Below are 12,711 nucleotides of genomic sequence, written 5' to 3'. Positions count from 1 at the left end.
CGGGAGTGGTTGGGAGTTGTCGGACCTCGCTACCGGGGCGGTCGACCTTCGGTAACCCAGGCCGCGACCGCGGGCGCGACCAGACCGCTGTCCTTCACCCAGGACGCATGGCCGATGTGAGTGAAGCCCGAAGTCCGGTCGATGTGCCAGCGGTGCTGCTGCGCCGCGCCCATCCGCTTGCTCAGGAAGCGCACCGTGGACTCGGGGCCGAGCGGGTCGCCGTCGAGCGAGATCAGCAGTACCGGCAGCGTGAGTTCGCGCAGCAACCGGTCGTAGTCGCGTGTGCTGCCACTGGGCCGGTAGTTACCGGTCCGCAGGTGACGTGCCCAGTCGAGCATGACGCCCGCGGTCATCGGCCCGATGCCGCGACCGCCGGTCCACCGGCCGCGCAGCCGGGTGATGGCACCGACCGAGAGTCCGCTCGCGAGCACCTCGAGGCGCCTGCGCAGTTCGAACGACCACCAGTACACCGAACCGGTGCCGATCGTCGTGATGCTCGCGACCCGCTCCGGTTCGGCCGCCGCGAACAGCAGTGCGAGCTGTCCGCCGAGGCTGTGGCCGAACAGGTGCAGCGGCGCCTGCGGAAAACGCTCGCGCAGCGCGTCCGCCACGGCGGGCAGATCGACCTCGATCAGCTCGCGATAGCCGAACCCGGGGCCCTCCCCCAGTGCGGGCTTGCTCTCGCCCTGCGCGCGGAGATCGAGGACCGCGGCCGTGAGCCCGACCGTGTGCAAGGCCGTGACCAGCGGCAGGTAGTACTTGGCCTTGATGGCCATGGCGGGCAGGATCAGCACGACGGGTGCGGCCGGATCCGCTTGCGGCAGTAAGCGAACCGACAGGGCGGCGCCGTCGGAGGTCGCGACGGTGGTCGCTTCCAGCCCGGCGATCTCGGTGCGTTGCTCGCTCATCACGCCTCCGGGGCCAGGGTGCAGACGTAGTCGAGCGCGACCTTGCCGACCAGCACACCCGCGGTGTCGTACATCAGCGCCCGCGCGTCCACGTCCAGCCGCTGGCCGCCCTCGGCCGCCAGCACCGTCGCGACGTCGCTCGGGTCGATGACCCCGATCGCCCGGATCCGGCCGATGGCGGGTTTGCGGAACGACAGCCGCGCGTCACGCAGCACCAACGTGTCGATGGCCGACAACCGTGACGCCAGCGCGCCCACGAACGCGCACGCGCCGGCGATATCGGCGGCCAGGAATTGCGCACCCGCGTGCACGGTACGCAGGTGGTTGAGGATGTAGGGCTCGTCGGGAATCTCCACGATCGCGCGGTGCGGACCGATTTCGGTGATTTCGGTACCCGCGTGGGTGCCGAAAGGAACCAACTTGCTCACAATTCGCTGCAGGTGCAAGAAGTCGGGATTATCCGGATCGATCGCCTCGAATACCGAACCGAGGGTGGCTGAGGTTTTCAGTTCAGGTGCCATGAATTAATTGCACCACCCGCAGCCGTCGATTCGGATTTCCATTGCCGATCTCAATCGACCGAATGGCAATCAACTCGCCAACGGTTCTCCGTACACCTTGCCGCTGATAGTGGATTGCAGGAAATTCTTCGTCGAATCGAGGCTGTCCAGGAATACCTGCACCACTTCGTTGGGACTGTCGACGCGCCACGCGACCTGCAATTCCACCACCGGTTCCGGATCGACGAGTGGAACCACCTTCAATCCCATCGGCCGCGGCTCGTCCATGCTGACGAACGACGCGAACCCCACATACCGGCGGGCCGCCACGGTGATCCCGGTGGCCACCGAGTCGTTCATGTACTCGGCAACCTTCGGGAAGGCGCCTGCCCGCTCGCCCGCGGCCATGATGGCGTCGTACATCGCCGGGCTCACCTCGCGGTTGAACAGGACGCACGGCGTCTCGGCGAGTTCGCGGATCGAGATCGACGACCGATCTGCCCACCGGTGCCCCTGCCCGACCAGCGCGCCGATGCGCATCTGCAGCAGACACCGCGACAACACCGACCCGCCGTTGGACGCGCCACCGTAGAGCAACCCGACATCGAGTTCGCCGCGCGTGAGGGCGGTGAGCTGCGGCCCGGATCGGCCGGAGGTGAGTTTGGTGGTGATGTTGGGATAGTTCGCGTGCAATTGGGCCAGTGACCTGGGCATGATGAGCTGCCCGGCCCGGCCGTTGAACCCGATGTTGATCTTGCCCATGCGTCCGGCCGCGATGTCGCGGACGGTGTTGGTCGCCGAGTGCACCTCCCCGAGAATCCGCCGTGCGTCGGCACGGAACGCTTCGCCCGCGGGGGTCAACTGCACCACCCGCGACGTCCGCGACACCAGTTCGACGCCGAGATGGCGTTCCAGGCGCTTGAGCTGCTGACTCAGTGACGGCTGCGTGAGGTGGAGCCTGGCGGCCGCCCGCCCGAAGTGCAGTTCGTCGGCGATGGCTAAAAATGCCTCGATATGCCGTGTCTCCATAGTGCGCGCCTCGCGTAATCAGTGACGTGACTTGTCCGAGATATGCACCTTGTATAGCGGCACCGCACGTCATAGGGGAACGCGACCATGAAGCTCAGGTGAGCAGCGACCGAATTCCTGCCGACTCCACGGCGTGTCTTCCCCGCCTCGCGGTGACCCGCACCGCCGACGGCACTGTGAACACGGTCGATTCGGCAATCGAATCGCTGACCCCGAAAAACCCGATGATCCCCGTCTTGACACGGCGATCTATTTCGTACCGCAATTGATCAATAATGCGTTCTGCGTTGTCGCCCGTGATGTCGGGGTGGAAGACTTTTACCCGGTGCAGACGAAATAATTTCGACGCCAATTTCGAAGGAGCCCAGAAAATGACGACCACGGTTGCCAGCCAGCACGACGCTGAGTCGACACTGGCCGAACTGTTCGCTCCCGACACTCGACCCGATCCCTATCCCGTTCACCGCGCCCTGCGCACGAAGTCCCCGTTGGTCACCAAAGGCGGCGACCTCATCATCATCGCCAACTACGCCGATTGCCAGCAGGTGCTGCGCGACCCGTCGGTGCGCAACGACCCCAAGCTGTCCCGACTCGGCAAGGATCACCCGCAGCGTCCGGAGTCCCTGCTGTTCCTCGATCCGCCGGCGCACACCCGCATTCGCCGACTCGTCTCGAAAGCCTTCACCCCCAGGGTTATTCGGGCCTCGCAGCCGCAGATCCACTCCATCGTGGACGAACTCGTCGAACAGATCGCGAGTAAGTCCGAATTCGACGTGATCTCGGAATTCGCGCTGCCCCTGCCGGTGCGGATCATGTGCGCCCTGCTCGGCATCCCCGTCGAGGAGTTCGGCGACTTCGAACCCGCCGCCCGACGACTCGGCCGCGTCCTCGACTTCAATCTCGTCGTCCACAACGACGATCTCGATGACGCCGAGGGCGCGCGCAACGAGCTGATGAACTACCTGGTCAACCTGATCTCCCGGCGGCGCGGCAACCTCGGCGACGACCTGCTCTCGCGGCTCATCGAGGTCGAAGAGGAAGGCGAAGTGCTCAGCGAGGGCGAACTGCTCGCCACCTGTGTGCTGCTGATGGTCGCCGGCCACGAGACCACCGCCAACCTCATCGCGAACGGTGTGCTCGCGCTCCTGCAGCACCCGGAGCAGCGTGAGATCCTCGGCGCCGATCCCGCACTGGGGATCAGTGCCGCCGACGAGGTGCTGCGCTACGACGCGCCCATCCAGTTCGTGATGCGCATCGCCACCCGCGACATGGAGGTGAGCGGCACGGCGATCAGCCCCGGCACCGCGATGCTGGTGCTGCTGGCCTCGGCCAATCGCGATCCAGCGCACTACCCCGACCCCGACCGTTTCGATGTCGCCCGCGGCGCGGCCGACCACCTCGCCTTCTCCGCCGGAGCGCACTTCTGCCTCGCCGCGGCGCTGGGCCGGGCCGAGGGTGCCGCGGCGCTGTCCGCCTTCGCCTCGCGCGTGATCGACCCCGTGCTCGTTCCGGGTTCGCTGCAGTACCGACCCAATGTGAACTTGCGTGGCATCCAGGCCATGACCGTCACGCATGGCGGAGTCCGACTCCGTTGACCTCCGATTCGACCACCCCCTCCACAGAAAGCCTGTTATGAACTCGCACCACCACGGCCGTAAGGCCGGATGGGGGATCGTGCTCGTCGCGGTCACCACGCTGCTCGCAGCCTGCGGCCAGAACAGCTCGGCGCCGGCCTCGGCCGACGACCCGGTGACCATCACCTTCCTGTCCTACACCTACGGACAGGCGAACCCGCTGGGCAAGGGCATCGAGAAGTTGATCAACGACTTCCAGACTGCCAACCCGAAGATCACGGTGAAACCGCAGTCGGTCCCGACGGCCGACGCGCTCACCAAACTCCAGAGCGAAGTGGTGGCGGGCAACCCGCCCGACGTCGCGCAGATCGGTTGGAGCAAGGTCGCGCAAGCCTCGCAGACCTTGCCGCTGCGGTCGCTCGAAGAGGTCGCCGGGACCGACGAGTGGAACAAGCACATGGCGGGCTTCGTGCCGTCGGTGCTGAAGGCGACCCCCGTGGCCGGCGCCAAGAAGCCGGTCGCGATGCCGTTCATGATGGCCACCCCCGTGGTCTTCTACAACGCCGACCTGTTCACCGCCGCCGGGCTCGACCCGGCCCAGCCGCCCAAGACGATGGCCCAGCTCAAGCAGGCCGCGCAGGCGATCAAGGACAAGACCGAGGCGCAGGGCGTGTACGTCTCCGCGGCCGACCCGGGCAAGTCCGACTACCTGACCCAGTCGTTGGTCAACAGTGCCGGTGGCGCACTGGTGTCCGGCAGCGGTGAAGTCACCGTCGACTCGGCCCCGGTGATCACCGCGCTGTCGACGATCCAGGATCTCACCAAGTCCGGTGTCCAGCCCGCCGTCGACTTCGCCTCCGCGCAAAGCGCTTTCAACTCGGGCAAGCTCGGCATGCTGGTCACCACCGGCGGCGGTCTGCTGACCCTCGATGCGGCCGCCAAGGGCAAGTTCGCCCTGCAGGTGGCGCCGCTGCCCGCCTTCGACAACCTGCCCGCCCGCCCCACCTTCTCCGGCTCCGGCCTGACGATCGTGGCCAAGGACGACGCCAGGGCGAAAGCGGCGTGGAAGTTCGTGCAGTTCATGACCAACGACGAGAGCTTCAAGCTCATCGCCTCGCAGATGGGCTACCTGCCGCTGCGGACCGCGGCGGAGTCGTCGGCCGACCCGCGTCTCGGCTCGGCCGTCAAGCAGATGGCCGACCTGGCTCCCTACACCGCCTTCCCCGGCAAGCAGTCCAACCAGGGCGTCGTCATCCTCCAGGACGAGGCCGTCGAACCGATCGTCCTGCGCGGCGCCGACCCGGCGGCAACCCTGCGCGCCGCTGCCGCGAAGATCCGCGGACTCAGCTGAGTTCACGCACCATCCGCTGACCACCACCCCTCGAAGAGAGACACCGTTGTCACACCAGGTATTCGCACACACGCCTCCGAACGGTTCGCCGAACGGCGGCGCGATCCCGAACAAGATCGGCCTGACGGTCAATCCGTGGTCGGGAAAGCAGCTCCTGCGCTCCGATTTCGAGGAGATGCGCGAATTCCTCGATGAGGCCGCGACCGCCGGATTCGGCTATGCCGAACTCGGTGGCTGCGGCCTCGGGGTGGTGATCGGCGGACAGGTACAGCGCTCCCGACTGGCGGCGCTACGCGACGCGCTGGCCGATTGCCGACTCCGGCTGACCCTGCACAGTTCGTGGTATTCGTCCGGGCGTACCGGCAACCTGCTCGACACCGGCACCGCGTCCGCGCAGCAGCTCGGGCTGCTGGCGGACCTGGAGGTCGCCGCCGCGATCGGCGCCGAGGTGCTGGTCTACCACGCCGGAGTGCTGCCGAACCTCTACAGCGACGGCGAGGCGCTGACCGCGGGCATGGAAACCGAACGCACGATGCTGCGCGAGCTCGCCGACGAGTCCGGCGCGCGCGGGGTCATGATCGCGGTCGAGAACCGAGCACCCGGACCCGCGGTGCTCACCCGCCGTTCCTACGGGATGCGCCTGGACATGGTCGCCGAACAGGTACAGCAGATCGACCACCCCGCGGTGACGATGTGCCTCGACGTCGGCCACGCGTACCTGTCGGCCGGCTACCTGAATTACGACTACCTGGCCGCGATTCGCGAGGTCGCCCCGGTCGTCGGCCACATTCACCTGCACGATAACTTCGGCCGGATGGCCCGCCAGCCCGATGCCAGCCCGTACGAACTCGAACTCCTCGGTGAAGGCGATCTGCACCTGCCGCCCGGTTGGGGCTCGATCCCGCTGGCCGAGGTCATGGCGACGACCTTCCCCCATGACCCGGCGATCATCATCGAAATGCGCCACGCGCGCCATTACGCCGAGGCTCTGGAGACCACCCTGCGCATGCTCGACGTGCGAGCCCGTTCATGACGCTCACCGAGGCCCCCGAGGCAAAGCCGAAGGTGCGCGACGCGAAGCCGAAGGCGCGCGCGGTCGAGCGTCCTGCCGCGACCGGCCTTGCCTGGCTGTACTTCTCGCCGACCGTGCTCGCGATCGCCGTATGGGTCTACGGGCCGCTCGTGTTCACCGCGGTGCTCAGCTTCCTCGACTGGAACCTGGTCTCCCCCGACATCGAGTTCAACGGCTTCGAAAACTACGAAACCCTCATCACCGAACCGGAATTCGGCAACGCGGCCTGGAACACGCTGAAGTACGCGCTGTTCGTACTGCCCTTCGCGACGGTCGTCCCGTGCGCGCTGGCCATCGCGCTGTGGAAGCGCCCTGGCCGGGCCAGCGAGTTCTACCGAATGCTGCTGTTCCTGCCGGTCGTGCTCGCGCCGGTGGCCAACGCGCTGTCGTGGCAGTTCATTCTGGACCCGCTGTACGGGACCCTGAATCAGGTGCTCGGGTTCGCCGGTGTGGAACCGATCAACTGGCTCGGCGACCCGGCCACCGCGCTGCCGACCGTCGTCGTGGTGACGGCGCCGAAAGTGGTGGCGCTCAACACCTTGCTGTTCGGTGCGGCGCTGGCGAACCTCGATCGTCGCACCATCGACGCCGCGCGCCTGGACGACGCCACCGAGGGCGAGATCACCAGGTCGATCATCCTGCCCCAGCTGCGACGCCCGATCGTGCTGCTCGGACTGCTGTCGATGGTGGTGGTGTGGCCATGGCTGTTCACCAATATCGGTGTGCTCACCCGAGGTGGACCGAGCAATGCCACCGACAATGTCTACTACCGGCTCTACACCTACGGTTTCACCTTTTTCGACGCGGGCACCGCATCGGCGGCGGCCATCGTGATCGCGCTCGCGTTCGGGCTGCTCCTGACCTTCCACACCCTGCTCTCGAGGAGATTCCGTGCGACGCGGTGACGCGATCGGCAGACACCTGCTACTGATCACAGCCATTGTGCTGATGCTGTTCCCGGTGGCGTTGGCCTTGGCCACCTCGTTCAAACCGGTGTCGACGATCTTCGATCTGAATCCGCTCCCGTTTCCGGCGAGCATGGAGAACTACGAACTGGCCGTGGGCAATTTCCCGATCGGCAGGCTGCTGTGGAACACCTTCGTGATGGCCGCGGGCGTCACCGTCGCGACAATGCTCGTCGCCGTGCCCGCCGCCTACGCGCTGGTGCGGTTCGACAAGGCTCGGGGGCGAGGCTTCGTCCTTGCCGCCGTGGGTATTTCGCTGCTGATCCCGCCGCAGGCACTGATCATCCCGCAGTTCCTGATGACGACGAAGCTCGGTTGGCAGGGTCACACGATCGGGGTGATCATTCCGCAGCTGGGTGTCAGCGCGCTGGCGGTGCTGCTGCTGCGCGACCACATTCGTTCGGTGCCGCAATCGCTGATCGGGGCGGCGGTGCTCGAAGGCGCCACTTCGTGGGAGATCCTGCGCCACGTGGTGCTCGGCGTGCTTCGCCCGGCCCTCGGCGCGGTGGCCATCCTGCTGTTCATCAGTACGTGGAACGAATTCCTGTGGCCGCTGCTGGTGATGCCCGACCCGGAGGACACCACCATCCAGCCGGGTCTGGCGCTGTTCATCGGCCCCGAGAGCGCGCAGTACGGGCCCATGCTCGCCGCGGCGATGCTGGCCTCACTGCCCGTCGTCATCATCTATGTCCTGGCGTCGCGACGGATCGCGGACGCCTTCCTTCATTCAGGGGTTCGGTAATCGACATGACCAGTCTCAGTGTGAGCGAGCCACCGGTGCTGACCACCGAGCTCGATCTTTCGGCCGGCGTGGTGCTCGACGGCATCACCAAGCAATACGGCGAGGACCGCCCGGCTCTCGACGTGGACCTCCTGCACGTACCGGGACAATCGCTGACCGTGTTGGTCGGCCCGTCCGGCTGCGGCAAATCGACCGCGCTCGGCGTGGTGTCCGGTCTGATAACCCCCACCGCGGGGCGGGTGCTCATCGACGGCGCCGACGTCACCGAGGTGTCGCCGGGACGGCGCGGTGTCTCGATGGTGTTCCAGGACTTCGCGCTGTACCCGCACATGACGGTGGAGCGCAATATCTCCTTCGGCCTGCGGCTGGAGGGCAAACACAACCGCAAGTCGGGGCTGGACCGCACCGAGATCGAGCGACGGGTTGCCGGTGCGTGCGACAGCCTCGGGTTGAGCGAGCTGCGCCACCGTAGGCCCGCGCAGTTGTCGGGTGGTCAACGTCAGCGAGTCGGGCTGGCCAGAGCGATCGTTCGGCAGCCGAAGGTGCTGCTGCTCGACGAGCCGCTGTCCGCGCTCGACGCCCAGTTGCGGCAGCAGGCGCGAGTGGAGCTGGTGCGGCTGCATCGTGAGCTCGGCAATACCGTCGTGCTGGTCACCCATGACCAGCTCGAGGCGCTGTCGATGGCCACCCACCTGGTGGTGATGAACGATTCGCGGGTGTTGCAGGTCGGTAGTCCGGCGCAGGTGTATCGGCGGCCGGTCGACCTGTTCGTCGCGACGTTCCTCGGTAGCCCGCCGATGAACCTGGCGACGGTGACCATGAACCAGGCAGGCGACGAGATGACCGGGTCCGGGCTGGAAGCGCTTCTCCCGCAACCTGTCCCCGGTGTGCCTGCCGAACTGACACTGGGCTGGCGGCCCGGCGACGGCACGCTCCGACGCCACGACGGCCCGGGATTGCTCGTGCACGGCGTGGTGGAGCTGGTCGAGTTCACCGGCGACTCCAAGATCGCGCAGTGCACCGGCGAATCGGGCCGCTGGGCCGTGACGCTGCCCGCGAACGATCCGGCACCGGCCATCGGCGCGCGAATCCAGGTATTCGTCCCGGCGGACCGGCTGCACCTGTTCGATCCGGAGACCCGTGCCCGAGTGACGGCTTTCGATGCACCTGCTGATCACCAACGATGACGGATACCGCGCGCCGGGGCTCCTGGCGTTAGCGGAAGCCGTGCGCGCGCTCGGCATCGACGCGACGGTGGTAGCACCGAGCGGGCCGATGTCGGGCGCGAGCCAGTCCCGACGCAGTGGCGTCGCGGTGGAGTGGGAGTGGGCGGCCCCGACCGCCGGCATTCCCACGATCCACGTGGGATCGACTCCGGCGGCCTGCGTGGTCTTCGCGCTGACCTCCGGGGTCCTCGCGCCGGTAGATCTGTGCCTGAGCGGGGTGAACGCGGGCGAGAACATCGGCGCCACGCTGAATGTCAGCGGCACCTACGGTGCGGTGCAGGAAGCGGGAGCGCGCGGTGTGCCCGGCATCGCGCTCTCGCGCGAGTTCGGTGGGCCGTGGGCCGAGCCGCACGCCTGGGACTGGAGCTGGGTACCCGAGGCGACCGCCCAATTACTCACCACGCTGCTGGCAGCGCGGGCGGGCTGGTTCACCGCGAACGTCAATCTCTCCGGCACCGACCGGGGCGCCGATCCGGCCTACACCAAGGTCAGCCGCGCGCTGTACTACACCGACGTCTTCGACGTCGCCAGCGGCGCCATCCTCAGCACGATCGGTTACCGTGCCGAGGATCTGGCGCCCGACGACGACATCCATGCCTTCGCCGAGCAACGACGAACCAGCATCACCCTCGTCCGGCGGGCTTGAACGGTTCGGACCGCAACGCGGTCTTCACGATCTTCCCGCCGGGGTTGCGCGGCAACGGCGCCGCGCGCACCGAGAAGTACTGGGGCACTTTGAAATCCGCGAGAATCGCACGCAGGTAGTCGAGCACGGCGGCTTCATCGAACTCGGTACCCGCCACCGGCACCACCACCGCGCCGACCTTCTCGCCCATCATGTCGTCGGGTACCCCGACGACCGCGGATTCGCCGATGCCCGGGGCGCCGGCGAGAGCGTTCTCCACCTCGACGCAGTACACGTTCTCGCCGCCACGATTGATCATGTCCTTGGCCCGGTCGGCGATCGACACCAGTCCCCGCTCGTCGATGCGGGCGAGGTCACCGGTGCGCAGCCAGCCGTCGACGAAGGTCGCCGCGGTGGCGACGGGGTTGTTCCAGTAGCCGGCAACGACATTGGCGCCGCGGATGAGCAGTTCCCCGACGCCGCTGACCGGATCGGGCGCGTCGATGGCCAGGTCGACGATCGGCGCGGCGAACCCCACCGATTCCGCGTGCGCGGTTGCCCACTCATGGGGCAGGTAGGTCGAGATGGACGAGGTCTCGGTGAGACCGAAACCGTTGGCCAGGCGCGCGTTCGGGAAGTGCTCAGCGATCTCGGCGACCAGCGCGGGCGCGACCGGAGCACCGCCGTAGGCGACCCGGTTCACCCCGCTCAGGTCGAAGTCGGCGAAGTTCGGTTGCCGGAACGCGAGGTAGTAGATGGCGGGAGTGTTGGTGAGCGAGGTGATCCGCTCGTCGACGATCGCCCGCAGGAAGTCCTGAATCTTGAACTGCGGCAAGATGATCGTGCTGCCGCCGATGGCGAGCTGCGGAATCAGCTGGCTGTTGCACGCGGTGACGTGGAACAGCGGCACCGAGACCAGGTTGCGCAGGGTCGGGCCTTCCTCGGCGGCGATGTCGGCGAGTCGACGCACGTTCTCCACCGTGGACAGCAGGTTGCGGTGGGTGGTGATCGCGCCTTTCGGACGTCCGGTCGTGCCGCTGGTGTAGAAGATCGCGGCCGGATCGGTCGGCGCCGCACCCTCGTAGACATAGGGATCGCCTTGCGGCAGCGCCTCTTCCGGACGAAGGCTGAACGAGGCGGCGGAATCAGTCAGGACGTACTCGATCTCGGGGGCGGCGAACCGAGTATTTACCGGCACGGCCACCGCGCCCGCGAACACGATGCCGAGGAAGCCGACTACCCAATCGGTTCCGGCGTCCAACAGACTGGCGACGCGGTCCCCCGGCTGAATCCCCTTGTCCCGCAGCCCACCGGCCACCCGGGCGGCCCGATCCAACAGTTGCCGGTACGAGAGTCGCTCGCCGCCGATCTCGACGACGGCTTCCTCGTCGGGCCAGGTCCGCACCGTGTGGCGCAGCATATCCACCAGTGAATCCGGAAGACCCGAGTAATGCGCGACACCGCGCTCGTCGCGAAAGACTCCGGCGTTGTCGAACGGTTGCACGGTCATCGTGCGCCCTGCGGATTCAGCAGCGGGGCGAGATTGTCCTCGGCGAAGAACTCCCGACCACTGAGCCCGCCCGCCATCATCCGGAACCACTGCTGCGTGTGTTTCGGGCTGCTCGGCAGCGCCCGCATCACCTCGACATGCTTGTCCGGCAACACCAGTCGCGAGGAATCACAGGTGAACCGGTACATCGGCTTACTCGACCGATCGCGTTGCGCCTGATACTCGGCGAGCGCTTCGTCGAGCGGCCGCGCCGCCGACAGTCCTTCGTGTGCGCGCTCGGCGAGCAGATCGGCGTAGGTGAACGCGTCGCTGATCCCCAGACCGGTGAAGGGGTCCTTGTGATATCCGGCGTCACCCACCAGTGCCCAACCGGGGCCGTGCGATTGCCGATAGAAATTCTCCGGGTAGCGCGCGATGTAGAACCGCTCGTCGCGTTCGCCGGTCTCGAGCAGTTCGGCGAGATCGGGCGCGGTTTCCTTGAACGCCAACGAGAAATTGCCCTCGACATCGGTGCGAAACGGTGCGAAACGGTCGACGTATTGCACACACCACATCAGTGTCTTGCCGTCGTTGGTCGGCCAGCCGCCGACCGCCTGCTTGTCGCCGATGCGCAACTGGCTCTGCATAGTCAGACCGGACCAGTACGAGTAGCTGGTGAAGGTCTCGCCCGGGACCACGTCGTACTTCTCGGCGCCGGTGAGCTGGGCCACGGTGGAGGCGTAACCGTCGGCGCCGATGACGAGGCGGGCGTGTTCGACGATCTGTTCGCCGTCGCGGTCGCGCCCGACGATGCCGGTGACCTGCTCACCCTCGCGCACCAGATCGAGCACGGTGACGCCCTCGCGCAGATCGACACCGGCCGACCGAGCGGCATCCTGCAACAGTTTGTCGAGCACGATGCGCCGCGGCGCGTAGGTCTCGGCGATACCGTCGATGGGGTCGGAGAAGCCGGAGAATTGCGCGTCGGCATAGGACATCGTGATCGAGTGAATGGGCGTACAGCCCGTGGCCTTCAGCTGTTCGAGCAGGCCCCAATCCCGCAGCCGCGCGAGACCACTCTGCCGCAGCATGTGGGTCGAGACGGCGTCCTTGGGAAACAGCGCCTGGTCGACGCAGAGCACCCGGTAGCCGCGGCGCGCGAGCAGCATCGCGACCGTAGCACCAGCGCAGCGCGCGCCGACAACAATGACATCGTGCACAGTCTTCGAC

Annotated in this window: 13 protein-coding genes; 7 read left to right on the top strand and 6 right to left on the bottom strand. The window is 66.9% G+C overall.

The genetic code is table 11. The features are described from left to right. Positions 1–29: 29 nt before the first annotated feature. The 4 genes from IBJ82_RS03445 to IBJ82_RS03430 all read right to left on the bottom strand — a co-directional run bounded on the left by IBJ82_RS03445 (position 30) and on the right by IBJ82_RS03430 (position 2,819). Positions 30–908: an alpha/beta fold hydrolase gene (locus IBJ82_RS03445; RefSeq protein ID WP_194824464.1), complete on the bottom strand. Its 879-nt coding sequence runs from the start codon at positions 906–908 to the stop codon at positions 30–32. Continuing rightward, complete coding sequence (locus tag IBJ82_RS03440; protein WP_194824463.1) at positions 908–1,429, bottom strand: DUF4442 domain-containing protein; 522 nt, start codon at positions 1,427–1,429, stop codon at positions 908–910. Before IBJ82_RS03440 ends, IBJ82_RS03445 begins: the two co-directional genes overlap by 1 nt. A 69-nt stretch (positions 1,430–1,498) precedes the next feature. Beyond that, positions 1,499–2,437: a LysR family transcriptional regulator gene (locus IBJ82_RS03435; protein ID WP_194824462.1), complete on the bottom strand. Its 939-nt coding sequence runs from the start codon at positions 2,435–2,437 to the stop codon at positions 1,499–1,501. Between the two features lie 94 nt (positions 2,438–2,531). Next, complete coding sequence (locus IBJ82_RS03430; protein WP_194824461.1) at positions 2,532–2,819, bottom strand: hypothetical protein; 288 nt, start codon at positions 2,817–2,819, stop codon at positions 2,532–2,534. Here IBJ82_RS03430 and IBJ82_RS03425 point away from each other — a divergent pair. The 7 genes from IBJ82_RS03425 to IBJ82_RS03395 are packed head-to-tail and all read left to right on the top strand — an operon-like array spanning position 2,809 to position 10,013. Beyond that, positions 2,809–4,032 carry a cytochrome P450 gene (locus IBJ82_RS03425; protein WP_194824460.1) on the top strand — a complete coding sequence of 408 codons (1,224 nt, stop codon included), beginning with the start codon at positions 2,809–2,811 and terminating at the stop codon, positions 4,030–4,032. The genes IBJ82_RS03430 and IBJ82_RS03425 overlap by 11 nt on opposite strands. Positions 4,033–4,069: 37 nt before the next feature. Next, positions 4,070–5,362 carry an ABC transporter substrate-binding protein gene (locus tag IBJ82_RS03420; protein ID WP_194824459.1) on the top strand — a complete coding sequence of 431 codons (1,293 nt, stop codon included), beginning with the start codon at positions 4,070–4,072 and terminating at the stop codon, positions 5,360–5,362. 46 nt (positions 5,363–5,408) lie between these two features. Then, positions 5,409–6,395, top strand: a complete 987-nt coding sequence (locus IBJ82_RS03415) for a sugar phosphate isomerase/epimerase (RefSeq protein ID WP_194824458.1) — start codon at positions 5,409–5,411, stop codon at positions 6,393–6,395. After that, positions 6,392–7,339 carry a carbohydrate ABC transporter permease gene (locus IBJ82_RS03410; RefSeq protein ID WP_194824457.1) on the top strand — a complete coding sequence of 316 codons (948 nt, stop codon included), beginning with the start codon at positions 6,392–6,394 and terminating at the stop codon, positions 7,337–7,339. The genes IBJ82_RS03415 and IBJ82_RS03410 overlap by 4 nt, the downstream gene beginning before the upstream one ends. Further along, a complete protein-coding gene (locus IBJ82_RS03405) occupies positions 7,326–8,141 on the top strand; it encodes a carbohydrate ABC transporter permease (RefSeq protein WP_370585125.1) in 816 nt (271 codons plus the stop codon). Before IBJ82_RS03410 ends, IBJ82_RS03405 begins: the two co-directional genes overlap by 14 nt. Before the next feature lie 5 nt (positions 8,142–8,146). Then, complete coding sequence (locus IBJ82_RS03400) at positions 8,147–9,328, top strand: ABC transporter ATP-binding protein (RefSeq protein ID WP_194824456.1); 1,182 nt, start codon at positions 8,147–8,149, stop codon at positions 9,326–9,328. Continuing rightward, positions 9,303–10,013, top strand: coding sequence for a 5'/3'-nucleotidase SurE (locus IBJ82_RS03395; protein WP_194824455.1), 711 nt, complete (start codon positions 9,303–9,305; stop codon positions 10,011–10,013). Before IBJ82_RS03400 ends, IBJ82_RS03395 begins: the two co-directional genes overlap by 26 nt. Here IBJ82_RS03395 and IBJ82_RS03390 read toward each other — a convergent pair. Both IBJ82_RS03390 and IBJ82_RS03385 read right to left on the bottom strand, forming a co-directional pair. Further along, positions 9,991–11,502, bottom strand: coding sequence for a class I adenylate-forming enzyme family protein (locus IBJ82_RS03390; protein ID WP_194824454.1), 1,512 nt, complete (start codon positions 11,500–11,502; stop codon positions 9,991–9,993). The two genes, IBJ82_RS03395 and IBJ82_RS03390, sit on opposite strands and share 23 nt — an antisense overlap. Continuing rightward, positions 11,499–12,701, bottom strand: coding sequence for an NAD(P)/FAD-dependent oxidoreductase (locus tag IBJ82_RS03385; RefSeq protein ID WP_194824453.1), 1,203 nt, complete (start codon positions 12,699–12,701; stop codon positions 11,499–11,501). Before IBJ82_RS03385 ends, IBJ82_RS03390 begins: the two co-directional genes overlap by 4 nt. Between the last annotated feature and the right edge of the window lie 10 nt (positions 12,702–12,711).

It is taken from the genome of Nocardia sp. XZ_19_231, assembly GCF_015355705.1.
In the GTDB taxonomy this organism is placed as follows: Bacteria; Actinomycetota; Actinomycetes; order Mycobacteriales; family Mycobacteriaceae; genus Nocardia; species Nocardia salmonicida.
Note: the sequence above shows the minus strand (reverse complement) of the source record. Positions and strands in the feature narration are given on the sequence as shown.